Raw genomic sequence first — 25,691 nt, 5'->3', positions numbered from 1 at the left:
ATCGGGCAAGAACGATGAAAAAGGAGAGGGTGTATCAAAAGTGCATTATTGATTTCCTGCTTGTCGTCCCTTTCTGTCGGGCAAGAACGATGAAAAAGGAGAGGATGTATCAAAAGTGCATTATTGATTTCCTGCTTGTCGTCCCTTTCTGTCGGGCAAGAACGATGAAAAAGAAAAGGGTGTATCAAAAGTGCATTATTGATTTCCTGCTTGTCGTCCCTTTCTGTCGGGCAAGAACGATGAAAAAGAAAAGGATGTACCAAAAGTGCATTAATGTTTTCCTGCTTGTTGTCCCTGCCCAGCGGGCAGGGACAACGAAAAAAACACAAAAAGGAATTGACGTCGTCAGACGTCAATTCCTTTTTGTAATACTTTAAACAAGGTATTTGTTATATTAGATGAGGTAGAAAAAATTTATGTCGATGCCTGTTCCTCAACCATCCTATCGCCAACATTTAATGCTTGCCTGTGCCCTACTGGCAATCATTTCCTCCGCCATGAATGGCTGCCACACACCATCCCGCGATGAGAAAGCGCAACTCCTCGCCAATCAATATTGTGGGTCCTGCCACCTCCCTGTGTCTCCAGCACTGTTGGACTCAGCCACCTGGACGGACCACGTGTTGCCCGCCATGGCAAAAAGATTGAAAATAAGAGTATGGGGAGAAAAAGAATATTATCCTCCGATGGCTGGAGATGAACCCGCATTGCTACCATTTAAAGACTGGACAGAAATTGTAACCTGGTATCAACGTACGGCGCCAAAGAAATTGGAAGCTGCCAAACGGGATGTCCCCATTAAAGAGGGATGGGCAGGATTTACAATGGTGCATCCCATTATATCAGATACAAATATGGTTGCTGCCAGTACACTGGTGGCATTCACGGAGGATGGAGATATTTATAACAGTAATGCCTACACGAATGAATTGTGTCGCTGGAATATGCAGATGGAAAAAATAAGTGTATGGAAGACCACTTCTCCTGTGGTGGATATCAGTTTTCGAAAAAACGAAGCAGGAAATAAAATTGCACGTATTACACAAATAGGTGATATGCGCGCGGTAGACAAGCCTTCAGGGATTATTTCAGAAATAAATACAGATTTAAAGGAAAGTAATTTAAAAGACATTAAACCTTACCTCCAAAGACCAGTCCAAACCCTGTATGGCGATTTTAATAAAGATGGCCAAGAGGATATGATTGTCTGTGCTTTCGGGCATAATACAGGTGGATTATATTTTCTCAAACAGTCTGGAGGCAAATACGAAGAAATTCCCATGTTGCAGCAACCAGGCGCCATACATGCTGTAGTCGGCGATTTCAATAACGATGGTTGGCCTGATGTCATGGCGTTGTTCGCAGCAGGAGAAGAAGGAATATGGCTCTTTGAAAACGACAGGAAAGGTGGATTCAAACCTATTAACCTGCTGAAATTTCCTCCCATATATGGATCTACGAGCTTCCAGCTCTACGATTTCAATGGCGATGGAAAACTGGATATTTTGTATACCTGTGGCGATAATGCCGATTACTCCATGGTACTGAAGCCCTATCACGGCGTATACATCTTCCTGAATCAAGGAAATAATCAGTACAAACAAGCATGGTTCTATCCTGTAAATGGTTGCACTAAAGCAGTTGCAGCAGATTTTAATGGGGATGGCTGGCCAGATATTGCCACCATCGCCTTTTTTGCAGATCTACAACATAACCCTGCAGAAAAATTCCTGCTGTTTCAAGGTGGAAATAAATCTTTACAGTTTACACCATTTGCCCCACCCATCGAAAAAGAAGGTCATTGGATAACGATGGATGTGGCAGATGTAGATAAAGATGGCGACTTGGATATTATACTTGGAAATTATGCCAAAGGATTTATTATTCAGTCCGAATATCAACCTAACTGGAAAGAATATCAACCGTTTATAGTACTTTTGAATACGTTATATACACATTAGACGTCATAAAAAATAGAAGACAGATTTGGTAGAGAAATAGAATAATATGTATATTACAGCCGTAATTAACTTCCAAGACCATTAAAGTACATGCCGGGCAACACTGTGAATAACATTCACAGGTGATATTTGATCATCGTCGTTTTTGTTTTTGCCCGCTTTCCATAGTGTTATACCTACTTGACACATCGCAGATACGCCATCTGTAACGTGTTATATAAAGATATCCTGATGAATAGTCAGGCTTTAGAATGGCGGAAGGAGAGGCATTATTGCCTCTCTTTTATTTTATATCATTCCTGTTCGTCAACCATCCATCATAAATAATTCAGCATCCTATATAAATCCGGGTTTACTGGTTAATTTTATTGGGTAATTATTTTTCGCACTATTAAATAGGTTTGATGTGACCGCTTATGTATTTGACCACGTTAAAGTGAGAGCGCTGCTAGGTCAACTCCTCCAGAATCAGGATCAGCCCAAAGCCTGGGAATGGCTGCAAAAACGCCAAGAAATCCAGGAAAAAGACCCTTCCACGCAACAATTCGTTTTAACATTCACCGCTATACCTAGGTTTACCGGCAAACATTTGCTCCAACCAGGCACCATTCCCGCAAAGGAATTACAGTCGCTCGTTCCAGGACTTTTCGTATATAATTGGACGTTAGACCGACTTGCACGCGTATGGTGGTTGTTATTTTTACCGTCGGATGATAAATCGCTCTATCTCCAGCAGATAGAAAATCTTTTCAATGCGGCGGAAATGAATGAACTGGCCGCACTATACAGCGCGCTGCCACTGCTGGCATACCCCGATGAATGGATTGCCCGCACCGCAGAAGGAATTCGCTCCAATATCGGCCCTGTACAAGAGGCCATCATGGTACAGAATCCTTACCCAGCCAAATGGCTGCCAGAACCTGCATGGAACCAATTAGTAATGAAAGCGATCTTCACGGATAAACCATTGCAAACTATTCAAGGTCTCCGCGAACGCGCCAATCAGGCCCTCGCCAATATCATCACCGATTTTGCGCACGAACGTCAAGCTGCCGGCAGAACAGTGAATCTCCTGCAATGGCAACTCCTAGAGAATTTCATCAACGATGCCAACTTCCAGGATATAACACGTCTCTGGCATTCAGCTTACAATGTGGAGAAAGAAGCAGCAGCACTCGTATGCTACCATAGCCAGTATCAGCCGGCAAAAGCCCTCCTGGCAACAGCCCCGGAACTCCTGTCGGATATAAACCAAGGCAACATCTCCTGGGATACCATCTCCACAAAAATCAATTTATTATAACAACGATATTCCTATTCAAAAAATATTAATCTATGTGTGGCATTCATGATTTAACAGAACAGGATCTGCAACCTTTAACCCATTCTCCTGCCTGGCTTGATAAAATTAAAGGCATGCGATTTTTTGATCCGCATATTCATATGACTTCCCGTACCACGGATGACTATCAAGCTTTGGCGGATGCCGGCGTAGTTGCTATTATCGAACCTGCATTCTGGCTCGGACAACCACGCACTGGTGTGGATTCTTTCCGCGACTATTACAGTAGCCTCGTTGGTTGGGAGCGTTTTAGGTCTTCCCAATTCGGTATCAAACACTACTGCACTATCGGGCTGAATTCCAAAGAAGCTAACAACGAAAAACTGGCGGAAGCGGTCATGGAAATACTCCCGCAGTTTATCTACAAAGAAGGTGTAGTAGGCGTAGGTGAAATCGGTTTCGACGACCAAACTCCTCTGGAAGAAAAATATTATCGCGCACAACTGGAACTCGCTAAGGAAGCAGGTTTACCGGTTCAAATCCATACGCCTCACCGCGATAAAAAACAAGGAACCCGCCGTAGCATGGATATCGCCATTGAACATGGCCTAGACCCTCATATGATTATCGTAGATCATAATAATGAGGAAACCGTAAAAGAAGTGCTAGACCGCGGTTTCTGGGCTGCTTTCACTATTTATCCTTTTACCAAAATGGGCAATGAAAGAATGGTGGAAATTGTCAAACAATATGGCAGTGAAAGAATTATGGTGAACTCTGCCGCGGATTGGGGCATTAGCGATCCCCTTGCTGTTCCTAAAACAGCGGCGTTGATGCACGAAAGTGGTATTGACTCGAATGACATTCATTTGGTAACTTACATGAATGCACTTAAGGCCTTCGCTCAAAGTGGACAAATTAACGAAGCCGATTTCGGAATTGTGGTTGATCAAAGCGAGAAGTTCAACGGCAGTACTGTATTGCGCGGCGGACAACAACCAAGACATAACAAAAATACAACCATCATCCGGTAGGCCCTATACACGAGTATTGGCCCAAAACCATGAAAACCTGTTAATGAGGTGAGTTATATTGCTAGTAAATTGATAGGATATCTACGCCTGATGCGCCCGGCCAATATTATCACTGCTATCGCTGATGTGCTGGCAGGGGTGGCCATCTCAGGCTATTTCCTGAACGAGACTACAGGTACTATTACGCTGGATTTTATTCTCCCCGTAATATGTCTGTGCCTCGCTGCCGCCGGTCTTTATGGCGGTGGGGTCGTTTTTAATGATGTTTTTGATGCGGAGCTGGATTATGTGGAACGGCCTGAACGCCCTATTCCCAGCGGCGTGATATCCGCTACCCAGGCCATTATCCTGGGGGCATACCTGCTCCTCGTAGGCGTGCTCGGCGCCTTTTCTGTAGGACACCTAACCGGTTCTACCGGTTGGCTCGCCATAGCAATTTCCCTTTCCGCACTCATCTACAACAAATGGGGGAAACACCGCTCCTGGGGCCCGCTGAATATGGGCCTCTGCAGAGGCTTAAACCTATTGCTGGGTATCAGCATAGTACCAGATGCCCTGGCACACTACTGGTGGATGGGAATTATTCCTGTTATCTACATCGCAGCTATCACCAATATCAGTAGGGGAGAAGTACATGGCGGAAACGTGAAAAGCCTGAAAGTAAGCGCAGCCGGCTATGCGTTAGTATATATCGCGATGATTATACTAGCCATCCTCCAAGAACGCTTATGGGTGGCACTGCCATTTATTTTGCTCTTCATCATCATGATCAACAGACCATTGATCCGAGCTATCAAAGATCCTTCCGGACCTAATATCGGAAAAGCTGTAAAAGGTGGCATCATTGCACTGATTGTAATGAATGCTGCATGGGTGGCTGCTTTTGGACAAATGCCATTCGCAGTGGCGGTACTGCTATTACTACCTGTATCTATTGGACTGGGCAAACTATTTGCCGTAACATAAAAGATGAGGAGTATCAAAAACGCTCCTGTCTGAATAAAATCAAAAAAATGGAATTGACGCAGTCAATTCCATTTTTTTGATTCCTACTCTGCAAGGCCCCTTCTCATGGCCTCTTTGACCAAACCTGCTGTATTCTTTACCGCTAATTTCTGCGCAATTTTCAACCGATGTGTTTCCACCGTCCGCAAACTGATGAATAGTTTATCTGCAATCTCCTGGTTGGAAAATTCATCTGCAATCAATGTCAAAATCTGTTCTTCCCTTTTCGTGAGCAGTCCATCATTGTATGCACGCTTTCTACCCATGAGCATTTCCTGCAACGCCAGTTGCTGTAATTGCTCATCGAAATACTGCCGACCAGCAGCTACCGTTTTAATAGCCGCCACCAATGCTTCCTGGTCGGCGCTTTTCAGCAGAAAACCGCTGGCGCCACTACGTATCATCTGCCTGACGTAATAGGATTCAGAAACATCACTCAGCACAATGATCTTAATAGCGGGATATAAACTTTTTATCTGACGACATACAACTACACTATCAGCCCCACTCAACCTAATATCCAATAACAATACATCGGCACAATCCATATGCAGCGCGTCCAAGAGCGTTGCTACAGATGTACAAGTATGCAGTATTTGTATGTGTTGTTCTGGAGCCAGCATGGCTTTGATCCCGTTCAGTATCATAGGATGGCCGTCTGCAATTGCTAGTTTAATTTGCATCTTCACAAATTTTTATTCAATTCTCTTTATGTCAGCGAATGCGCTTCACTGACGTTAAATGCAATACAGGCCATCGTTCCACGTCCCGTATTGATATCAATTTCCAGGTTTCCATTTAATGCCTTTATCCTGTGATGCAGGTGCTTCAAGGCAACATCATGTTGTAATGCCGGTTGATGCTGAAACCCAATACCATTATCTTCTAATGTAATGGTCACTTGCTTCGGATGCTCTGAAAGCTGTACCAGTGCAGCACTTGCGCGAGAATGCCGAACAATATTATTAATCAGCTCCTGCGCAATACGATAAACACTCAACTCAAAGCCAGCTTTATATCGCTTCATCTCACCCTGATGGCAATACGTAATCTGTAGCTTAGGGGCGTGACTTACATTTCGACAATAAAATCCAAGGGCTTCCGAAAGTCCCATCCTGGAAAGGATTTCAGGCTTCAACTGATCGGCTGTCTTCCCAACTTCCTCCACTGCGCTATCCAATAATTGCAGGACATGTTGAAAAGGCGCTGCTGTTTGCAATAAAGTATCTTCCTGTTGGAGTTTGTTGACATCTTTTTTTACTGCCGACAACAGTCCCCCGACCTTCTCTTGCAATTCTTTGGATAACCGTATCCGTTCTAATTCTTCGCCCTTTAGCATTGCTGCTTGCATATGTATGGTCCGTTCTGCATCCATGATTTGCAAGATCTTTCGTCGCTGCCATGTTCGCTCTCTGCGCCAACGCGCATATACATAAGTCATCAGCAACGCTAGTAGCAGCAATAAAACACCTAATCCAATTCTTTGCTGCAATTGCAAGGCATGTTGTAATTGCCCTATTTGCCGAGCCGCACGCGCTTTTTCCTCCTTTTGAGTCGCATCTTGCAATGCGATCAACTGTAACCTGCTGCGGGTGGTATTGCCAGCCAGGGAATCATGAAGCTCCTCCTGGATGGTCTGCAATCGCGCACTCCAAATAGCGGTCTGCATGCTATCTGCTTGAAATGGGGCCAACTGCAAGGCTTTGCCATAATATGTGGCTGCTGCTTCGTAATTGCCCACCTGGAGATATTCTTCACCCAAATTGGCATTACAATACATGCTACCACTGGTATCCCGCAGATATCCATAAAGCTTATCCGCCTGGTGTAAGAGGAATAAAGCGGCTACATAATCACCCCGAACATCAAGCCAGTAGCGATAGTACCCCGGAAAATCTGCGATGCCCTTATAGTACCCCAATTGGATACTAAGGTTAAGCCCTTCCCGCATGAACTTTCCGGCTGCGGTCATGTTGTCCGGTACTAATGCCGCCCCCAATTGGTAAAGCGTCTGTACCTTCTCCATGCAGGGAGGTAGCTGTCTTACACGTTGATATAGGCTGTCCTGCTGCACATTTATTTGTGCAGTGCCGGCAATACTCACCGCCAGCCCAGTTAGCAGCAGGAACAGTTTTCCGTACATAACGCGAATAATTGGTTATGATATCATGATAATTTGCGTGTGTTTCGCAGCTATCGCAATGCAACAAGAGTGCAGGAAGAACATCAATCGTTACAGGGTTAACTCCTTGGGGCACTTGTAGTCACGCACAAACAATATTAATACCAATGCCTGCAAGTAAAATTACAGGGACATAAAGATCGCCATTTTCTCCCGATTTTCATAAATAAATACCCATTTTTTTCATTCCTCTCTCCGGAGCGCAGACATTTACCGGCAGTCACTTTCCGATAGGAAGAAATACGGAATTTTTGTACATTTAATCGATTACTAACGGAAAGAATGCAAGCGATTAGCCATGGAATATTTACTGCAGAATTTTGATGTCAACTTTAACTACCAGGTTCACTTTACCACTCACCTCTTTGACCCGGCAAATGAATGTTTGCGTAATTACCTGCACCATCAGGCAGTTACCGCATACAAAAAGAAATTACTGGTCATTCTAGACCAGGGGATGGCGGATCAGCATCCCGGCCTCGCCGGTCAGATAGTAGCCTACCTCCGCACAGTGGATGGCTTTGAGCTCGCCCCGGAAATACTCACCATCGCAGGTGGAGAAGCGGTAAAGAATGACCTCGCCCTCTTTCTCAGTCTGGTAAATGCAATCGACAAATACAAGATAGACAGACACTCTTTCGTCGTTGGCATCGGAGGTGGCTCCCTGCTGGATCTAGTAGGATTCGTAGCCGCTATCTCCCATCGCGGCGTGAAACATATTCGTATCCCCAGTACCGTGCTCTCACAAAATGATTCCGGTATAGGGGTGAAAAATGGTATCAACTTCAACGGCAAAAAGAATTTCCTCGGCGCCTTCGCACCGCCACAAGCCGTTTTCAACGATAGCCATTTCCTCACTACACTTCATCCCCGCGATTGGAATTCAGGTATGGTAGAAGCGGTGAAAGTAGCCCTAATTAAAGACGTGGACTTCTTTAACTGGATAGATGAACACGCTACAGCCCTCAGCGAGCGCCAGATGGAACCTATGCAGGAACTCATCTATCGCTGCGCTGCCCTTCATATGCAACATATCGGCAACGGCGGAGACCCATTCGAAAGTGGCTCTTCCCGTCCGCTCGACTTCGGCCACTGGAGCGCACATAAATTGGAACAACTGACCAATTTCGCACTCCGCCATGGAGAAGCTGTATCCATCGGCGTGGCGGTAGATAGCGCCTACTCTTACCTGCTGGGCTGGATCTCAGAAAAAGATATGCACCGGGTTATCCAGGTGCTGAAAACATTGCAATTGCCCGTATGGCATCCGCTGATGGAACAACAGAACGGCGATCCTTCTCCAGTGATCGCAGGACTGGAAGAATTCCGCGAACACCTCGGCGGCCAACTCACCATTACCCTGCTCCGAGCCCTCGGACAAGGGGAAGAGGTGCACGAAATGCACACCGATAAACTCTATCAGGCTGTCGCCATCTGTAAAGCATTGCAATAAGCAAAACGAAAAATCATGCAAACACCATATGGACAGCTCAGTTATTGTTCCAATATCCATCCCGGCGAATCCTGGACAGATCATTTTCAACAATTACAACTGCATGTCCCTGTTATTAAACAGCAGGTAAGTCCGCACCAACCCTTTGGAATAGGGCTACGACTAGCCAATACCGCCAGCCTAGAACTGGCAAAGGAAGAACCATTGACAGCATTCCGACAATGGCTGCAAGAAAATGATTGCTACGTGTTTACCATGAACGGCTTTCCTTATGGCAGCTTTCATGATACGGTAGTGAAAGATCAGGTACACGCGCCCGATTGGACTTCTCCAGATAGAGTGGCTTATACTATTCGCTTATTCCGCATCCTGGCGGCGTTGCTGCCGGAAGGCATGGAAGGTAGTATCTCCACATCTCCACTCAGTTATAAATATTGGTGCAATCGATGTGAAGAAGAAAAAAACTCTGTTACCGAAAGTGCCACATTGAACATACTGCTGATAGTAGAACAACTGGTGAAAATTCATCGCGGAGGTGGCCCATTGATGCACCTGGATATAGAACCCGAACCAGATGGACTACTAGAAAATTCAGCGGAATATATCGACTGGTTCAGACATACCCTGATGCCTGCTGGTATTCCATTTCTCCAGGATAAATTCCGAGTAGATGAAGCCACCGCGGTCGCCTGGTTGAAAAACCATATCCGCCTGTGCTACGATGTCTGCCACTTCGCACTAGTGTATGAAAATCCAACAGACGTACTCCGCCAAATGGAAGCTTATGGACTGAAAACAGGAAAGATCCAAATCAGCGCTGCATTAAAATCAGCCATGCCAACAGATACGGATAAGCGAAAAATCGTCTTAGATGCTTTTCGTCAATTTGAGGAACCGGTATACTTGCATCAGGTCATCGCGCAAACAGCCAGTGGTAGCCTGATTCATTATCCCGATCTTCCGCAAGCACTGGCAGATGGCTATAACCAGGAGGTAAATCAGTGGAGATCCCATTTCCATGTACCAGTCTTTCTAGACAGATATGAAGTGCTGGAGTCCACCCAGTCCGATATCCTGGATGTGCTGCAATTACAGCGGCAACAACCGTTTGCTCCTCATCTGGAGGTGGAAACATACACCTGGGATGTACTGCCATCGGGCTTGAAACAGGAAATCGCAGCTTCTGTCTCCAGGGAGTTACAATGGGTAAAACAAGTGTTGGAATTCTGACACTGGAATTATAGTTTTATGGCATCACAAGCAAGGCCAAAGAATCTATGAGAAAGACAGTAGTTATTGATGTGGTAGGACTCTCTACCTCTTTGTTGGAGCACATGCCTTTTTTAAAGGCATACACTGAAAAACGGCATCTGGCAACCATTCAGCCGATGTTACCGGCTGTTACCACCGCCGTACAGAGCACTTATCTTACAGGTCAATGGCCCTGCGAACATGGCATCGTCGGAAATGGATGGTATGATCGCACCGACAGCGAAATCAAATTCTGGAAACAATCCAACAAACTAGTGGATGCACCTAAAATTTGGGATAAAGCTAAACAGTTGAATCCTGAATTTACCGTTTCCCAGATGTGCTGGTGGTATAATATGTATGCCAACGTAGATTACTCGCTGACTCCACGTCCTAACTATCTTTCGGACGGTAGGAAAATCCCGGATTGCTATACTACGCCCGCTGATTTGCGCGATTACCTCCGCGAAAAGTTAGGCACCTTTCCTCTTTTCAATTACTGGGGGCCAACAGCGAGCATCGTGTCTTCCAAATATATTGCTGATGCATCTATTCTTACAGATCAGCGCTATCATCCTACCATGACCTTCATCTATCTCCCGCATCTGGACTACTGTCTGCAAAAATTCGGACAGGACATGGAGAAGAACCGCAAGGAAATATTGGAAATAGATCAGGTGGTAAAACAACTGGTAGAATATTATGAAGCGCAGGATACTGCTATCATTATTCTTTCAGAATATGGTATTTCCAATGCCACCAATCCAGTAGATATCAATCGACTATTACGAAAAGAAGGATTGCTCGCCATCCGGGAAGAAAGAGGGCTGGAGATATTGGATCCTGGTGCTTCCAAAGCCTTTGCTGTAGCCGATCACCAGATTGCGCATATTTATATTAACGATCCTACTTGCTACAAAAAGGTACGCGCACTGCTGGAAGCGCATCCAGATATCGAACTAGTATTAGACCGGGAGGGGAAAAGACAGCATCATCTGCATCATGCCCGCAGTGGCGATTTGGTGGCTGTTGCAGCCCCAAACAGTTGGTTTACTTATTACTACTGGCTGGATGATAATAAAGCGCCGGATTTCGCACGATTAGTGGAAATCTTTAGGAAACCAGGATACGATCCGGTTGAAATGTTCATGGACCCAAAAGATCCCTTTGTTAAATTGAAAGCAGGCTTTAAACTGCTGAAGAAAAAATTGGGCTTCCGCTATCTCATGAATGTTATCCCGCTGGATGCTACGCTGATAAAGGGTTCTCACGGCCGATTGGAAACTACTCCTTCGCTTCAACCGGTAATTATTACCAATGATGCATTGCCTACAAGCAGTATCCAGGCTACAGATGTATACCAGGTCATGTGGAAAACTTTGAATCAATTACCACTCAGCCAATAATCATTCACCATCAATCAAAAAAATTTAGGTTCTCTCAATTATTTATCTATTTTCATGCAACCGATTGCTAAATAGAAAAAAACTAAACTACAACGCTCTGTTATGAAAAGAAGGGATTTTATCAAAACCAGCACAGCAGCGGGTCTGGGAGCTGGTCTGACCTATCTTAATTTTCCTGTATTTGGTAAGAACGCCCCCAGTAATAAGATTGTGCTGGGAGTAATGGGTGTGAATTCCCGTGGAAACTGGCTAGCACAAACCGCTGCCAAGTTGCCCAATACGGAGATTGGATATATATGTGACGTCGAGGATGGCGCCATTGCCAAAGGCATGAAAGCCGTAACAGCAGCGCAAAGTCGCACTCCCACTGTGATCAAGGATATCCGCAAACTGTTGGAGCGAAAAGATTTCGATGCACTGATTGTAGCTACGCCGGATCACTGGCATGCACCCGCTGCGATCATGGGTACAGCCGCAGGTAAACACGTGTATGTGGAAAAGCCTTGTGCACACAATCCTCGCGAAGGTGAATTGTTGGTAGCTGCTGCTGCTAAATATAACAGGCATGTGCAGATGGGAAACCAACGCCGTTCCTGGCCTAATATCCAACAGGCAGTGAAAGAAGTAAGAGATGGTATTATTGGTGATGTATATTATGCTAGAGGATGGTATGTCAACGACCGTAAACCAATAGGAATTGGTAAAAAAATCCCCGTTCCAGGTACGCTCGATTGGGACCTCTGGCAAGGCCCTGCGCCAAGAAGAGATTACCTAGACAATATCGTACACTACAACTGGCATTGGCGCTGGCATTGGGGTACTTCCGAAACCTGTAACAATGCAACCCATGAACTGGATTGTATGCGCTGGTTCCTCGATGTAAAATTCCCTACTAAAGTAACATCCGCTGGTGGTCGTTATGCTTATCCGCCAGATGATTGGGAGACACCAGACACTCAAACCCTCAATTTTGAATTTGAGAATGGTAAGAAAGCTATCAGTTGGGAAGGTCGTAGTTGTCATCCTTTTAACCTGGAAGGCGCTGGCCGTGGTTTCACCATTTTCGGTTCTAAAGGAGCGCTCTATAACAGCGGCGGCGATACTTACAAAATCATCGACAACTCCAATAAAGTCATTAAGGAGGTAAAACAGTTGGACAAAGATCAACGCAGCGTGACGAATACCGTGAGTCCTGCTGGCGAGTTCTATGATGCGATCCACATCCAGAATTTCTTGGATACTATCCGTGGCGAAGCAAAACTTAATTCTGAAATCAATGAAGCATACCGCAGTACGCTACTGTGTTTGCTGGGAAATATTGCGCAACGCACTGGCCGTGTGTTGCACACCGATCCATCCAATGGTCATATTCTCGCGGATGATGCCGCTATGAAACTGTGGGGTAGAGATTATGAGAAAGGATGGGCGCCTAAAATTTAAGTGAAGAAAAATCACGTGCATTTAACCTGTATTCAAGTGGAGAGGTTGTATCAAAAGTTCATCATTGGGCATTTATTAATCAAATTTGCCCAAAGGAAATGAAGGCAAAACTCTCCTGCCTGTCGTTCCTGCTCAGCGGGCAGGGACGACGAAAAAAAAGCGAAATTGACGTCCACAGATGTCAATTTCGCTTTTTTGATACAGCTTTTTTAAAATCTCAATTCCCTGAAAACCCTTATTCCTATTCTGTTTATAGACTAGAAATAAATATAATTATTAGTTATCTCCCATAACTTATAGTTATCGGTATTATTTCGTAGCGGAATGATGTTGTCCTACCTTCGTCAAACCTGTAATACTATTTTTTAGACCAACCACCATTTACATTGAACTTTTTGTTACAACAATCTCATTACCTGCCGGTATTGATAATCGGACTTATTGTAGGTTATCTTTCCGGACTACTGGGAAAAGGAGGCAGCGCCATTAGTACGCCGGCACTGCAAATTTTCGCCGGTGTGAATCCTTTTTTTGCGTTGGCATCGCCATTGCCTGCGTCTATTACCAGCACCCTTTCTGCTACGGCTGTTTACAGAAAAGAGAAATTGTTTAGTGCAAGAGTGATCCTGCTCTGTGCTGTTATTGCAGTGCCTTCTACTATAGCAGGCTCATGGATGAGTAGTTGGTTGCCAGGAAAAACACTGATGCTCCTGACAGCATTGTTTATCGTTACATTGGGCTTTATGTTGTTGTACTCATTTACCCGGAAGGAGCAAACAGTAAGAGCCGCAGAGGAAATCAATGCAGAAAATATTCCTGCTTCCAAACTGATGGGAGCGGCATTGGGTATCGGTTTACTGGCGGGCTTATTGGCGAATGCGGGTGGTGTATTGTTTAGCTCCTTTTTTATCAAGCAATTGAAAATGCCGATTAAACAGGCATTGGCTTGTGCAGTGGTATTGTCTGCCATCCTCTCTATTCCTGGAGCGATTACGCATTGGTACCTGGGACACATCGACTGGAAAATAGCTTTGGTCTTGTCATTGACAGCATTTCCTGCTTCTTATCTGGGGGCGAAAACGGCGGTTAAGATGAAAACGCCGTTGTTGGAGAAACTCTTCGCTTTTACACTCATCCTTTTTGGGCTATACGATATCTTCTTTACGTTGTTTGCGTAAGCAGTATGGGGTAAATAACATACGGACGCATTATGCATGCGCTTCATGATTACGGATATACTGCTGGTCTTTTTCAGGTAAACTTCCGAATACCAGTTCATAGGCGTTGTGCAAGTAATTTTCCAATTCAGGTTCTGGTATCGTATCATCCTGATTCAACTGTACCCAGTGATATCTGGCCAAATATGGCGCTGGTACAATTCCAGGCTTCCCAATCAGCTTGTGAAATTGTGCAGGGATACATTTAAAGGAAATACGATGTGGCTCATCCATGGAAAGCATGGCAAACAATTTTTCGCCTACGAAAAACCGCAGTTCATTATCCATCTTCATTTCCGTAGTTACGGAAGGTAATGCACGGCAAAATGCCAGGGTATTATCAAACATAACAGCAGGTTTTAAAAATCATACAATAGCAAATCAATCAGTCATAACGAGTATAAAGGCGAAACGAACACTGTATATTACAAAGCGTAATATGCAGACTGGAGGTTATAATTTCCGTAAATAGTGATGGAACTGCATTATAAAAATACAAAAATATTCATCCCAAAAACTGCACTCAAATAAACTTTACAATAAATTTTTATCAGCAATTGACATAAAAAAACAGGCAACAATGAATGCTGCCTGTTTTGCCGAGATAAGTCCGGCTACTTATGACTTATAATTTCATTTACCGTTGTTCATCATGACCATGTCCATGTCCGCGTCCATGATCCCCGTGATCGCCATGGTCTCCACGATTGCCATGATCTCCGTGTTCATTACCGTGACCACGCCCCCAACCATTTCCTCTCGCATATTTCGCATCATGACTATCGCGAATAATAGTTTGTTTGCCATACCAGCCTTTATAATGTCCGTACCTTTCACGGTACACATCCGCCCGTAACCATGGATCCGGATCATTCACCACTACCTTGTAACCACGGTAGAGATCATAATTATAGGATGGAGGAAGCGATGAGGCAAATACCCATCGGTTCCCATGGAAATAGACGAATTGTTGTCGTGGAATGGAATAGTAGGCGTCAATATCCGGCATATAATAATACTGTGCGTAATCATAGCCTACAGGTCCCCACACAGGCTGGCTTCCAATATTGATATTCACTCTCACCTGCGCATTCGCTCTATTTCCCAACATACCCAGCGATAAAAACATCGCTAGAAAAATCATTACCTTTTTCATACGAATATTTTAATAATACCAATGCCAAAACAATGCCAGCTAAATGCAGTGAAACCTATAAAAGGTACCGTTTTTACTAATCATAATGAATAGATTTATATATGTTTACAGTTTTAATTATTATTTAATTTAATTAAAAAAGAGCGGCATAGATCTTGATAAAATTGTGTTAAAATCACATATCATGAAAAACCGATTACTGGCTGTTGCCACAGCCGTTGCCTCAACTGCCTTGCTGTTATCCGCTTGTTCCAAAAACGACTATAACAACAACAACGGAGGAAATGCCAAATTCAGCGTTTATCTTACCGATGCGCCTGCCAACTACGATGCCGTAAATGTGGACATTCAAGATGTACAAGTAAATAGTACCACAGACACTAGCAGCGGTTGGCAATCACTGCATATTCTACGCCCAGGAGTTTATAATCTCCTGAATTTCAGAAATGGTATAGATACCTTGCTGGCTTCTTACAGTATTCCTGCGGGGAAAATTTCCCAAATCCGCCTGATTCTTGGTACCAATAATACCGTTGTGGTTGGTGGTACCTCCTATCCATTGCAAACCCCTTCTGCTCAACAGTCCGGATTGAAACTAAACATCCAGGCTACGTTGACAGCAGGTGTGGAATACCGGCTGTGGATCGACTTCGATGCTAACCGCTCTGTGGTTACTACTGGTAACGGCGGCTACATCCTGAAACCAGTTATCCGTTCTTATACACAGGCGATTGGCGGTTCTATTAAAGGTATCGTTCTACCGCCACTCATTACCAAAGGGGTATTCATCCTCCAAAATTCCGACACCATTGCTTCCGCTATTCCTGACGCTACCGGCGCCTTCCTCGTGGCTGGTCTGAATGCAGGCGCATACAATGTATCTGTTACTGGAAATGGCGTATTGAAAGATACCCTCGTGGCCAACGTAACTGTTACTAACGGACAAGTATCCACCATCGGTACCATCACGCTTCATCAATAATTCGCTGACTCAAAAACATATGCAAAAAGAAAGGCCGCTTCCATCGAAGCGGCCTTTCTTTTTGCTATATGCTGATTTTATCTGTGATCACGCCAGTGTCCATTATCGCCTCTGTTATCGTTTCCTCTCCAGTTGTTGTCTCTACCATTTCCACCATTCTGATTGTTCCAGTTATCTCGTCCATTTCCGTTGTTCCAATTGTTGTCTCTGCCATTCCCTCTGTTCTGATTCCAGTTATTGTCTCTACCATTGTCTCTCCAACCATTATCGCGATCGTGATTCACTCTCCAGCTAGTTCCTCCATTATTCCATCTGTTGTCATTGTCGCTATAATATCTTCTGTCATCCCTTCTATCATTCCATCTGTGTACTTGTACATACCTTACGTCGTTGGTGTTTCTGATGATACGTTGTCTGTCATAATAACCTCTGTACTGTACATATCTGTTTCTGTAGTAATCACCGCGCATCCATGGGTTCGGATCGTTCACCACTACTTTGTAGCATCTGTCCAGATCGCATTGATAATAGCCAGGTAAAGCGGAACCATACACCCACCTATCGCGATCCATATAAATAAATTGACGATTCGCTACGTTGTAGTAAGCATCTACATCTGGGAGATAATAATATTGCACGTAATCATATCCGGTTGGGCCCCAAAGTGGCTGACTGCCGATGTTGATATTCACGCTCACTTGTGCAAAACTACGTTGGATGCTAACTCCTGCTATTAATAAACCTATGAGTAAAATTGTCTTTTTCATATACTGTCCTTTTGCTTACTGTAATGCGAAAGCAATGCCAAATGTAGAGACCCTTTACCAGGTTAGTTAAACGTTTTTGCAGTTTTAACGATTTGTAAATCAATATTTTGACGAAATAAAAAAAGGGAGAGATTTTTTTAATCTCTCCCTAAAAAATCTGTTAAAATCTTTTTAGAATGTTTTGGCCCAACGTGCCATTTTCTGTTCCAATACGGAAAGCGGCACACAACCATCTTTCAGCAGTTCATCGTGGAACGAGGATAAAGAGAATTTATTTCCCAGTTCTGACGTGTATTTATTGCGCAACTCACGGATCTTTAATTCTCCGATTTTGTAAGATAACGCTTGACCCGGAATCGCCATGTAGCGCTCGATTTCAGCCGTTACTTCCTGTTCAGAAACGGGTTCATTATCCATCATATATTTAATGGCTTGTTCACGTGTCCAACCTTTGCTATGCAATCCAACGTCAACCACTAAACGAATAGCGCGATGAATTTCATCACTGAGTCGGCCGAAGTACATATAAGGATTCGTATACAGTCCCAGTTCTTTACCCAGACTTTCACAATAAAGCGCATAACCTTCGCCATAAGCGCCTATCCAAGTGAAACGACGGAATTTAGGCAGAGAGTCATTTTCCTGTTGCAAAGAGAACTGGAAGTGGTGACCAGGAATCGCTTCATGCAGGAACAGGCATTCCATCCCTGTATAGCTGAATTTGGTAGCATCGAGAATAGGTACGTAAAACACGCCTGGTCTGCTGCCATCAGGTGATCCTGCTTGATATTCCGCAGAGGCAGAAGCTGCACGGAAGGCTTCTGTTTGTCTGATTTCAAATTTTGTTTTAGGGAGACGACCATACATCTTGCGCACGCCTGGCATAATCTTATTTTCGATCGCCTTAAAGGAATCCAATACTTCCGCAGGCGTTTTGAAAATTCTGAATTGTTTATCAGTGCGTACAAATTCAAAGAATGCAGGCAGGTCCCCTTTAAAACCTACACTGGTTTTCACGGCTTCCATTTCCCCACGGATGCGTGCTACTTCCTTTTCGCCCAGCGCGAAAATTTCTTCTGGCGTCTTGTCTGTAGTCGTCCAGTTTTTAATTAAGAAGCTGTATAGCGCCTTCCCATCAGGGAGACTATCAATACCGCTGCTGGTACGGGCTTTAGGCAAATATTCCGTTTCCATGAACTGTTTCAGCTTAGCATAGGACGGAAGGATATATGTTTCCACAGCCGACCTATAATCCGCTGCCAGTTTGGATCTATCTGCCGCTGGGATGGAATCTGGAATGGATTTCAGTGGAGCGAAATAAATATTCGTCGTATCGTTTTTGGCAAGATCGGCCAATTGTGGAAGGGTTTTTACCACCAGGGCTTTAGGCAGCACATTGCCTGTAGCGATACCACGTTTCATGTTGGCGATAGCCGTGTCTGACCACTCGGCAAAACGTTGCATACGCTTCATGAAGTTGTGGTAGTCTTCCAATGTTTTGAAGGGTTGGGCGGAAGAGCCAGAACCAAGTTGCGCCATGGTAAGCGGCAGACAGGTAAACTGCTGCACTGGCATCAGGTTATCATGAAATTTGAAAGATTCCCTGGTCATACTCAGTTCACGAGAGAGCATATCAAAGGTGATACGGTCGTTGGGGCTGAGGAGGGAAGTATCAATGCTTTTCAGTTCGTCCTGGAATTTTACACAAACGGAGTCTGTGGAGGCTCTCCAGGAGTCGCTGATATCAATGGCCAATTCGCCATTGTATTTGTTTTCCCCATTAAAGGTGGCTTGCAGGGGATTGAGGGCCATATTGGCGTCATAATAACGGGCGGCAATATCCCGGAGTTTAGTGGCGGTTTCCTGTTGGTTGCCCCCGTTTTTACACGAGACGGCCAATAGGGTTGCCAGGGCAACGATGCCGGTTTTGTACTTGGATAACGTCATAAGAGAGGTTTAGAGACAATAAATCTAATAAAAAAGAAAGCATTCCGAAGAATCGGAATGCTTATTTAGAACAGTGAACAATGAAAAAAAAGATAAAATATTTTATTTGAGTACTTTAAGTCTTAAACTCCTGAAAGACACTTCATTACCGTGATCCTGGAGGAGAATGTGACCTTCTGGCCACAGACCAAAGTTAGTCCAGTTTTTATATTTGCTGATAGCCACGAGATCTTTGAAGGCTTGAGAACCTCTTTCGTATTCCAACACTTTAAAACCATTCAGCCAGTGTTCTACGTGGTTATTTGGATACACAATAATACGACCTTTGTTCCATTCTCCAATGGGTAATATGGCACGTTTTTCCTGTTTTCTTGCAATCAGGTCATAAAGTGAAGCCAGTGTGCGGTTTCCATCTCTTCCGAGTTTAGCATCCGGGTGAACTTCATCGTCCAGTACTTGGTACTCCAAACCGATTGCGGATTTACCTTTCGTGTCATATGACTCTTTTACGAAATATTTTACGCCGGAATTGGCACCCTTGGTAAGTTTGAACTCGAATTCCATTTCAAAAGCGCCGTATTCCTTATCCGTAACGATGTCTCCCCCACTACCTTCTTCATTACCATCGCTATGATGGATCGTCATGGTACCATCGTTATAAGTCCAACCTTTATCAGGGAAGGTTTTCATATTGTAACCTCTCCAGCCTTTGTTGGTTTTACCATCCCAAAGTAATTGAAAACCATTCTTTTTCTGTTGTCCAGAAACGGTATTCACCACATTATTCACCACGTAGATGTTATCGTAAGGAGAATATTGGGAAGCCTTAGGATTTTCTATGATGCGCAGATTACGCCAGTGGATACTCTTATTGGCATCTGCCTCATTTTTGCCAATGCCGTGCACCTGCAAGGCAATGAAACCCTTTGGTAAAGCCGTGTCTATTAGGTGAGCAGTAGGTACGCCATTCACCCAAGTACGCATCTCATTACCTCTACATTCAATACGATATTTATTCCAGCCATCTTTTTTGAAAGCGTTTTGTCCGGCAGTATTCAATTCCATTGGATATTGCCATCCTCTGCGACCTTCTTCATAAATACCACCGCTCCATTTACGGTCTGACGGATCTATTTCCATCTGGTAGCCGAATACGCGACCATTCTGGTAATCATCACGACTTTGGCTACGGAATTGAATACCGGAGTTAAAATCCTTTTCCAGTCTGAATTCCAGTTCAAGGATAAAATCACCATAGTCTTTATCTGTGGCGAGGAAAGAGTTAGGGGTATTGATCACTGTAGTACCAACGATTTCCCCGTTTTGCGCGGTATAGATAGCCTTACCGCCTAGCTGTTTCCAGCCTTTCAGGTCTTTCCCATTGAAAAGGTCCTGCCATCCTGATTTGTCGGCCTTCTGGGCCAGCAGTGCGCCGGACATGAGGAGCACACCGCCACATACAAGTAGTAATTTTTTCATAACTAAACCGGAAATAAGTGGTGTCCAAAATAGGAAATACATTTCACTTTTACAACCGATTGCATGGATGATTTTTATGAAGTTGTTAATTCTTTGGATAGAAGGAAAAGTGGCTAACTGAAATTCCTTATCTTCAGAAGCGTTTTTAATTACTCAATTTTAAACCATTAATCCATGGCACAAAAGAAAATACTGCTGCTCACCGGCGATTACGCAGAAGATTATGAAACAATGGTACCCTTCCAGATGCTCCAGATGATTGGGCATGAGGTGCATGCTGTTTGTCCGGATAAGAAAGCAGGGGATAAGATTAAGACAGCGATACATGATTTTGAAGGAGATCAGACTTACAGCGAGAAGCCAGGCCATGGATTTGTGTTGAATGCGGCCTTTAACGATGTCAAGGCGGCGGATTATGATGCCTTGGTGATTGCTGGCGGCCGTGCGCCCGAATATCTGCGCTTAAATAAGCAGGTATTGGAAGTGGTAAAGCATTTCTTTGCCAACGATAAGCCAGTGGCCGCGGTATGTCACGGTATTCAGATATTAACGGCCGCAGATGTGGTGCGAGGACGTAAACTGACGGCATATCCGGCAGTGGCACCAGAAGTGACCGCTGCGGGTGGAGAGTATGTCACCGTGAATGTTACAGAAGCCGTGGTAGACGGTAAATTAGTGACTTCTCCAGCTTGGCCTGCTCATCCTCAATGGATAGCGGAATTTTTAAAGGTACTGGGCACTACTATCACACTGTAATGTTTTGGTATTTGTAAATTACTGATACCCATAGGCATAAATTAATTAGAAATAATCTCATTACGGATTTTCAAATTAATCTGGCAATGCTTACCTTTGCAGCCAAATTCAAGGGTCAAACCTCGGGTTTTACATCTTTTGTAATTCGTAATCGATTTTAAATATATGTCCGGACAGCTTAAAGAAGTTCGTAACCGAATCAAATCTATTCAATCTGGTCAGCAGATCACGAAAGCCATGAAAATGGTGAGTGCTGCTAAGTTGAAACGTGCACAGGATGCCATTACGTTGATGCGTCCTTACGCGCTGAAACTGCAGGATATGTTGCAGAATATTGTTTCCAACAGCGAAGGCAATATCGATACACCACTGGCTGCTCAACGTGAGATTGAAAAAGTACTGATCGTGGTAATCACTTCTGACAGAGGGCTGTGCGGCGCTTTCAACTCTAACCTGATCAAAGCGGCAAAACGCGTTATCCGCGATAAATATGCTGAACAATTTGAGAAGGGAAATGTTGAAATCATGCCTGTCGGTAAGAAAGGTTATGAGCACTTTGTGAACAACGGTTATAAAGTAAATGACAAGTTCTGGAACATGTTCGGTAATCTTACCTTTGATCATGTGAAAGAAGCTGCTGGTGCTGCGATGGAAGGTTTTATTGATGGTACCTATGACGCAGTAGAAATCATCTACAGCCAGTTCAAAAACGCCGCGATGCAGGATTTTGTAGCAGAACAGTTCCTCCCAATCGCGAAAGTGGAAAACCAAGATGAAAAAAGCCTGAAAGCTGATTTCATCTATGAGCCTCAGAAAGATGTACTGATCGCTGAATTGATGCCTAAAATTCTGAATACTCAGTTCTTTAAAGCAATCCTGGATTCTCATGCATCCGAGCATGGTGCACGTATGACCGCGATGGATAAAGCAACAGAAAATGCTTCTGAATTGCTGCGTAACTTGAAAATCTCTTACAACCGCGCACGTCAGGCTGCCATCACCACCGAGCTCACTGAGATCGTTAGTGGCGCCGCTGCACTCGCTGGTTGATAACTATTTCAGGTTATTCACACCTAGTCAACAACTGAATAATAATATTTTCAGAATAGGGTCAAAGACTGTATTTTCGGTCTTTGACCTTTTTTGTAAATCCGCCATTACCACTATTATTTTATGGAGATATCTCAGATCATTCCACATGTGGAAGCACTTATTTTTGCTGCCGATAGGCCTCTGCCCATGTTGGAAATCCTGGATTTATTAAACAATGCCCTGGCTTTCCTCGAAGATCGAGCCACACTCGATCAGGTGGAAGCTGCCATTGAAGCCATTAAAGAAAAGTATAGCTCCGAATTCTATGCTTTTGAAGTGAGAAGTAGTGGAGGCGGATTCCAATTCCTTACCAAGAAAGACTATTACCAAACCGTTGCCCAGTTGAATGGCGACAAGTTTCTCAAACGCTTGTCCACTGCCGCACTGGAAACACTGGCTATCATTGCTTATCGTCAGCCTATTTCTAAAGGCGAAATTGAATACATACGCGGTGTAAGTACCGATTATTCCATTCAGAAACTCCTGGAAAAAGAATTAATCATCATCAGTGGCCGTAGTGAAGAACTGCCGGGCAAACCGCTGCTGTATTCTGTTTCCCGTTCCTTTATGGATTATTTCGGTATCAATTCTCCAGCAGATTTACCTAAACTGAAAGAACTCTTTGATGAGGAAATGGTACAGCCTACTCTCATTAATGACGAAACAGCCACCATCGGACGGGGAGAACATGCCAAAGGCGACCAAACTGGCCCTGAAGGCCATGCCATGATGGTTTCCGAAGATGGAGAACTCCTGGACCCAGACCATCAACTGGATCACCTTACCAGCCCCAATGCCACTGATTTTACTATGATGGAAGATGAATCAGATCCGAACGTTCCTGCCTCCGAAGACGAAGAAGCAGAACCAGACGATGAAATCATCCATTTCGAAACTTTCCTGCAAGATCAAGCCGAACAGGAAGATCGCAGCGGCGCCGCGGAAGATGAAGATGCAGAACCCGATGACGCCCGTAGCGGAGATGAACAAGATCATGAAGCGGAAGAAGAAGACGACGAAGATGAGGATGATGAAGATGATGAGGAAGATGAAGATGAAGAAGATGATGAGGAAGAAGACGAGGACGATGAAGATGACGAGTCGGAAAACGACGAAGACCATCCTGAAAAGAAATAAAACACATTGCCTATTAGGCCAAAAAATAAGCCCGACATCCTGAATGTCGGGCTTTTATATTTTTAAGCTGTTCCTACTGGATTACTGCGTGTCTCCCCCTAATCTTACAATCACTTCCTTCAGTGCCGCTGCTGCCAGATGAACGGCTATCTGCCAATCTTCTGCTGCTTTTCCATCGGCCCCATCAGAAATATATTTCAAGCTGAGGAAAGGAATATTTTCCTGTTGCGCGATCCAAGCCAGTGGATAAGCTTCCATATCAATGACATTGTAATCATCCGTCACATGGCCTATTTCAAAGCTGTCGCCAGTTCCGCAGGTACCCATCGGTAACCCTGGTGCTTGGATGCCATATTCCAACAGGGGGGCCTGTCCGGATAACGGCGTTTCATACTTCGCAAACCCCAGTGGACGCACATCCATATCCCGTTGGATAAAGCGGGTGCAGCATACTACTGTACCTCTCTCAAACTCATTGCTACCGGCAGAACCCAGGTTAATAATAAGTTTAGGACGTTTTTCTGCAATTTTTTTAGTGAGATGATAGGCGGCATTGACCTTTCCTATCCCTATAAACAGTTTGTCGGCGTGGTCAAATTCATGAGTACATTCAGATGCCAGCGCGAACACGAACAGGGGATCCTGTTGCAGCAATTGCTGCAGACTGGCAGTTTCAACGAGGGTATTAGTTGCTTGCATAATTCGAAAATCTGCTGCAAGTTAATTCCCTTTCCGGGCAATCACATAAAAGAGTGGGGGAAAATATCTTTTTATCCACAAGAGCACCTTTTCCATCCTGGCAATTTTCACCAGTTTTTTACGTCGGCGCATAGCGGAGAGGATCTTACGGGCGCATACTTCCACCGGAATGCCATGCTCCTGACCGGGGTCCATTTTCCCGAAAGGCTGGCCATCCGCCGTGATAGCAGAAAAAGTGATAGGCGTATGTATACGTCCTGGGCAAACGATGGTCGTATATAATTCCGGGATAGGCTGTTCCGTTTGCAGCGTTTCAAAATAGCCATTCAGGGCATGTTTGGCGGCATTGTAGCCAGAACGCCAAGGGTATCCAAACAATCCAGCCATACTACTCACCACTACGATCTGTCCTTGCCCACGCTCCTGGAAATGAGGCAGCAGGGCTTTTGTCAGCATAACGGGTCCGAAGAAATTAACCTCCATCAGTTGTCGAACTGCCGATACAGATGTATCAATTAGCTTGGATCGTTGGGTGACGCCGGCGTTATTGACTAATACATCTATATGGCCGAAAATGCGTAGGGCAGCAGCGGCACCAAAGTTTACTGCTTGTTCATCCGTAACGTCCATGATAAGGGTTTCGCAATGAGGCGTATGTTGGAGACATTGTTGGGAGACAGCCAGTAATCGGTCTGCATTGCGCGCTACGAGTATGAGTCGCGCTTTTTCCTTTGCAAGCAACAGCGCCAGCTCCCGACCAATTCCGGAGCTGGCGCCTGTAATGAGTATAACTTTATCTTGGTAAGTCATTATGATTTCAATGGTACCAATTTAACGCTTTTCCATCTTACCTTAATGCCTCCACCTGAGTGAATCTGTAATGCAATCTGGCCATTGGCGGCGCCGATTTTTTGATCTTTCAATTGGATCATTTCATGACCATTCAGCCAGGTAGTAACGCTGTCGCCCACCACACGGACTTTCATGGTATTCCATTCCCCCATTTTCAGGTATTGTTCTTTTTCCTGATCTGGCTTGATGAGCCATCCGCGGCCATAGGATTCATAAATACCGCCAGTATGTTGGTTAGGAGGCGCTACTTCTGCCTGCCAGCCCGTGATTTTGGTGCCTTCCAGGGAAGAGTGGAAGAACACGCCGCTGTTACCATTGGCTTCCTGTTTGAACACAACGGTCAGCTCGAAATTCTTGAAATCCTTATCCGTACCGAGATATCCGTATTCTTTGTCTGGGCCGCTTTCGCAAACCAGTTCACCGTTATCCACATACCATTTTTCGGTACCATACACTTTCCAGCCGTCAAGGTTTTTTCCATTGAACAAGGAGATGGCTTTTTTCTGTGCGAATGTTTGGCTGGCGCCTAGGAGGATGCAGGCTCCCAGGATGAGCTTAAACAAGGGTTTTGTCATAACGAAATTTACATTTTA

Annotated in this window: 24 protein-coding genes; 14 read left to right on the top strand and 10 right to left on the bottom strand. The window is 44.5% G+C overall.

Features of this window, described 5'->3' with window-relative positions; all coding sequences use genetic code 11:
* From JO154_RS25300 to eboC, 5 genes are all read left to right on the top strand, one after another.
* Positions 1–377, top strand: a 377-nt coding sequence (locus JO154_RS25300) for a hypothetical protein (RefSeq protein ID WP_291951610.1), incomplete at its 5' end; no start/stop codon positions are given.
* Between the two features lie 45 nt (positions 378–422).
* Positions 423–1,961: an FG-GAP-like repeat-containing protein gene (locus JO154_RS25295; RefSeq protein ID WP_291951607.1), complete on the top strand. Its 1,539-nt coding sequence runs from the start codon at positions 423–425 to the stop codon at positions 1,959–1,961.
* 406 nt (positions 1,962–2,367) lie between these two features.
* Positions 2,368–3,264: an EboA domain-containing protein gene (locus JO154_RS25290; protein ID WP_291951602.1), complete on the top strand. Its 897-nt coding sequence runs from the start codon at positions 2,368–2,370 to the stop codon at positions 3,262–3,264.
* Between the two features lie 113 nt (positions 3,265–3,377).
* Positions 3,378–4,277, top strand: coding sequence for a TatD family hydrolase (locus JO154_RS25285; RefSeq protein WP_291951599.1), 900 nt, complete (start codon positions 3,378–3,380; stop codon positions 4,275–4,277).
* A gap of 48 nt (positions 4,278–4,325) precedes the next feature.
* Positions 4,326–5,243: a UbiA-like protein EboC gene (gene eboC / locus JO154_RS25280; RefSeq protein WP_291951595.1), complete on the top strand. Its 918-nt coding sequence runs from the start codon at positions 4,326–4,328 to the stop codon at positions 5,241–5,243.
* A gap of 83 nt (positions 5,244–5,326) precedes the next feature.
* Here the strand turns inward: eboC and JO154_RS25275 are convergent, their stop codons facing one another.
* Both JO154_RS25275 and JO154_RS25270 read right to left on the bottom strand, forming a co-directional pair.
* Positions 5,327–5,965, bottom strand: a complete 639-nt coding sequence (locus JO154_RS25275) for a response regulator transcription factor (protein ID WP_291951592.1) — start codon at positions 5,963–5,965, stop codon at positions 5,327–5,329.
* A 26-nt stretch (positions 5,966–5,991) separates the two neighbouring features.
* Positions 5,992–7,425, bottom strand: a complete 1,434-nt coding sequence (locus JO154_RS25270; protein ID WP_291951589.1) for an ATP-binding protein — start codon at positions 7,423–7,425, stop codon at positions 5,992–5,994.
* Between the two features lie 337 nt (positions 7,426–7,762).
* On the opposite strand from JO154_RS25270, the gene JO154_RS25265 reads away from it, so the two are divergent.
* From JO154_RS25265 to JO154_RS25245, 5 genes are all read left to right on the top strand, one after another.
* Positions 7,763–8,917, top strand: coding sequence for a 3-dehydroquinate synthase (locus JO154_RS25265; RefSeq protein ID WP_291951584.1), 1,155 nt, complete (start codon positions 7,763–7,765; stop codon positions 8,915–8,917).
* A 15-nt stretch (positions 8,918–8,932) separates the two neighbouring features.
* Positions 8,933–10,147: a metabolite traffic protein EboE gene (eboE, locus tag JO154_RS25260; RefSeq protein ID WP_291951581.1), complete on the top strand. Its 1,215-nt coding sequence runs from the start codon at positions 8,933–8,935 to the stop codon at positions 10,145–10,147.
* 47 nt (positions 10,148–10,194) lie between these two features.
* On the top strand, positions 10,195–11,574 hold the full coding sequence (locus JO154_RS25255; RefSeq protein WP_291951578.1) for an alkaline phosphatase family protein: 1,380 nt from the start codon (positions 10,195–10,197) through the stop codon (positions 11,572–11,574).
* Positions 11,575–11,676: 102 nt separating this feature from the next.
* Positions 11,677–13,014: a Gfo/Idh/MocA family oxidoreductase gene (locus JO154_RS25250; RefSeq protein ID WP_291951575.1), complete on the top strand. Its 1,338-nt coding sequence runs from the start codon at positions 11,677–11,679 to the stop codon at positions 13,012–13,014.
* Positions 13,015–13,400: 386 nt separating this feature from the next.
* A complete protein-coding gene (locus JO154_RS25245; protein WP_291951572.1) occupies positions 13,401–14,192 on the top strand; it encodes a sulfite exporter TauE/SafE family protein in 792 nt (263 codons plus the stop codon).
* Between the two features lie 30 nt (positions 14,193–14,222).
* Here JO154_RS25245 and JO154_RS25240 read toward each other — a convergent pair whose 3' ends face one another.
* On the bottom strand, positions 14,223–14,579 hold the full coding sequence (locus JO154_RS25240) for an MmcQ/YjbR family DNA-binding protein (protein ID WP_291951569.1): 357 nt from the start codon (positions 14,577–14,579) through the stop codon (positions 14,223–14,225).
* Between the two features lie 289 nt (positions 14,580–14,868).
* Positions 14,869–15,387 (bottom strand): hypothetical protein, encoded by a 519-nt coding sequence (locus JO154_RS25235; RefSeq protein WP_291951566.1) that lies wholly within the window; start codon positions 15,385–15,387, stop codon positions 14,869–14,871.
* Positions 15,388–15,571: 184 nt separating this feature from the next.
* On the opposite strand from JO154_RS25235, the gene JO154_RS25230 reads away from it, so the two are divergent.
* The gene (locus JO154_RS25230; protein WP_291951562.1) at positions 15,572–16,369 is read left to right on the top strand and encodes a DUF4382 domain-containing protein; all 798 of its coding nucleotides are present in this window, start codon (positions 15,572–15,574) and stop codon (positions 16,367–16,369) included.
* A 77-nt stretch (positions 16,370–16,446) separates the two neighbouring features.
* On the opposite strand, the gene JO154_RS25225 is transcribed toward JO154_RS25230, so the two are convergent.
* From JO154_RS25225 to JO154_RS25215, 3 genes are all read right to left on the bottom strand, one after another.
* Positions 16,447–17,136, bottom strand: coding sequence for a hypothetical protein (locus JO154_RS25225; RefSeq protein WP_291951560.1), 690 nt, complete (start codon positions 17,134–17,136; stop codon positions 16,447–16,449).
* A gap of 171 nt (positions 17,137–17,307) precedes the next feature.
* Positions 17,308–19,083, bottom strand: coding sequence for a DUF885 family protein (locus JO154_RS25220; RefSeq protein WP_291951557.1), 1,776 nt, complete (start codon positions 19,081–19,083; stop codon positions 17,308–17,310).
* Positions 19,084–19,185: 102 nt separating this feature from the next.
* Entirely contained in the window at positions 19,186–20,562 is a 1,377-nt protein-coding gene (locus JO154_RS25215; RefSeq protein WP_291951551.1) for a DUF1080 domain-containing protein, read from the bottom strand.
* Positions 20,563–20,736: 174 nt separating this feature from the next.
* On the opposite strand from JO154_RS25215, the gene JO154_RS25210 reads away from it, so the two are divergent.
* The 3 genes from JO154_RS25210 (at position 20,737) to scpB (ending at position 23,547) form a co-directional block, all read left to right on the top strand.
* Entirely contained in the window at positions 20,737–21,318 is a 582-nt protein-coding gene (locus JO154_RS25210) for a DJ-1/PfpI family protein (protein ID WP_291951547.1), read from the top strand.
* A 165-nt stretch (positions 21,319–21,483) separates the two neighbouring features.
* Positions 21,484–22,368: an ATP synthase F1 subunit gamma gene (atpG, locus tag JO154_RS25205; protein WP_291951543.1), complete on the top strand. Its 885-nt coding sequence runs from the start codon at positions 21,484–21,486 to the stop codon at positions 22,366–22,368.
* Positions 22,369–22,491: 123 nt separating this feature from the next.
* A complete protein-coding gene (scpB, locus tag JO154_RS25200) occupies positions 22,492–23,547 on the top strand; it encodes an SMC-Scp complex subunit ScpB (protein WP_291951540.1) in 1,056 nt (351 codons plus the stop codon).
* A gap of 81 nt (positions 23,548–23,628) precedes the next feature.
* Here scpB and JO154_RS25195 read toward each other — a convergent pair whose 3' ends face one another.
* The 3 genes from JO154_RS25195 to JO154_RS25185 are packed head-to-tail and all read right to left on the bottom strand — an operon-like array spanning position 23,629 to position 25,673.
* On the bottom strand, positions 23,629–24,246 hold the full coding sequence (locus JO154_RS25195) for a 5'-methylthioadenosine/S-adenosylhomocysteine nucleosidase (RefSeq protein WP_291951537.1): 618 nt from the start codon (positions 24,244–24,246) through the stop codon (positions 23,629–23,631).
* Positions 24,247–24,267: 21 nt separating this feature from the next.
* A complete protein-coding gene (locus JO154_RS25190) occupies positions 24,268–25,056 on the bottom strand; it encodes an SDR family oxidoreductase (protein ID WP_291951535.1) in 789 nt (262 codons plus the stop codon).
* On the bottom strand, positions 25,056–25,673 hold the full coding sequence (locus JO154_RS25185; RefSeq protein ID WP_291951533.1) for a DUF1080 domain-containing protein: 618 nt from the start codon (positions 25,671–25,673) through the stop codon (positions 25,056–25,058). Before JO154_RS25185 ends, JO154_RS25190 begins: the two co-directional genes overlap by 1 nt.
* Positions 25,674–25,691 lie beyond the last annotated feature (18 nt).

It is taken from the genome of Chitinophaga sp., from assembly GCF_019236475.1.
Classification (GTDB): Bacteria; Bacteroidota; Bacteroidia; order Chitinophagales; family Chitinophagaceae; genus Chitinophaga.
Note: the sequence above shows the minus strand (reverse complement) of the source record. Positions and strands in the feature narration are given on the sequence as shown.

What these genes read in the sequence shown, in the direction of transcription:
- JO154_RS25295 (WP_291951607.1), top strand. Translation starts at nt 423, where the DNA reads ATGCCTGTTCCTCAACCATCCTATCGCCAACATTTAATGCTTGCCTGT.
- JO154_RS25285 (WP_291951599.1), top strand. Translation starts at nt 3,378, where the DNA reads ATGCGATTTTTTGATCCGCATATTCATATGACTTCCCGTACCACGGAT.
- JO154_RS25275 (WP_291951592.1), bottom strand. Translation starts at nt 5,965, where the DNA reads ATGCAAATTAAACTAGCAATTGCAGACGGCCATCCTATGATACTGAAC.
- JO154_RS25270 (WP_291951589.1), bottom strand. Translation starts at nt 7,425, where the DNA reads ATGTACGGAAAACTGTTCCTGCTGCTAACTGGGCTGGCGGTGAGTATT.
- JO154_RS25265 (WP_291951584.1), top strand. Translation starts at nt 7,763, where the DNA reads ATGGAATATTTACTGCAGAATTTTGATGTCAACTTTAACTACCAGGTT.
- eboE (WP_291951581.1), top strand. Translation starts at nt 8,933, where the DNA reads ATGCAAACACCATATGGACAGCTCAGTTATTGTTCCAATATCCATCCC.
- JO154_RS25255 (WP_291951578.1), top strand. Translation starts at nt 10,195, where the DNA reads ATGAGAAAGACAGTAGTTATTGATGTGGTAGGACTCTCTACCTCTTTG.
- JO154_RS25250 (WP_291951575.1), top strand. Translation starts at nt 11,677, where the DNA reads ATGAAAAGAAGGGATTTTATCAAAACCAGCACAGCAGCGGGTCTGGGA.
- JO154_RS25240 (WP_291951569.1), bottom strand. Translation starts at nt 14,579, where the DNA reads ATGTTTGATAATACCCTGGCATTTTGCCGTGCATTACCTTCCGTAACT.
- JO154_RS25235 (WP_291951566.1), bottom strand. Translation starts at nt 15,387, where the DNA reads ATGAAAAAGGTAATGATTTTTCTAGCGATGTTTTTATCGCTGGGTATG.
- JO154_RS25230 (WP_291951562.1), top strand. Translation starts at nt 15,572, where the DNA reads ATGAAAAACCGATTACTGGCTGTTGCCACAGCCGTTGCCTCAACTGCC.
- JO154_RS25225 (WP_291951560.1), bottom strand. Translation starts at nt 17,136, where the DNA reads ATGAAAAAGACAATTTTACTCATAGGTTTATTAATAGCAGGAGTTAGC.
- JO154_RS25220 (WP_291951557.1), bottom strand. Translation starts at nt 19,083, where the DNA reads ATGACGTTATCCAAGTACAAAACCGGCATCGTTGCCCTGGCAACCCTA.
- JO154_RS25215 (WP_291951551.1), bottom strand. Translation starts at nt 20,562, where the DNA reads ATGAAAAAATTACTACTTGTATGTGGCGGTGTGCTCCTCATGTCCGGC.
- JO154_RS25210 (WP_291951547.1), top strand. Translation starts at nt 20,737, where the DNA reads ATGGCACAAAAGAAAATACTGCTGCTCACCGGCGATTACGCAGAAGAT.
- atpG (WP_291951543.1), top strand. Translation starts at nt 21,484, where the DNA reads ATGTCCGGACAGCTTAAAGAAGTTCGTAACCGAATCAAATCTATTCAA.
- scpB (WP_291951540.1), top strand. Translation starts at nt 22,492, where the DNA reads ATGGAGATATCTCAGATCATTCCACATGTGGAAGCACTTATTTTTGCT.
- JO154_RS25195 (WP_291951537.1), bottom strand. Translation starts at nt 24,246, where the DNA reads ATGCAAGCAACTAATACCCTCGTTGAAACTGCCAGTCTGCAGCAATTG.
- JO154_RS25190 (WP_291951535.1), bottom strand. Translation starts at nt 25,056, where the DNA reads ATGACTTACCAAGATAAAGTTATACTCATTACAGGCGCCAGCTCCGGA.
- JO154_RS25185 (WP_291951533.1), bottom strand. Translation starts at nt 25,673, where the DNA reads ATGACAAAACCCTTGTTTAAGCTCATCCTGGGAGCCTGCATCCTCCTA.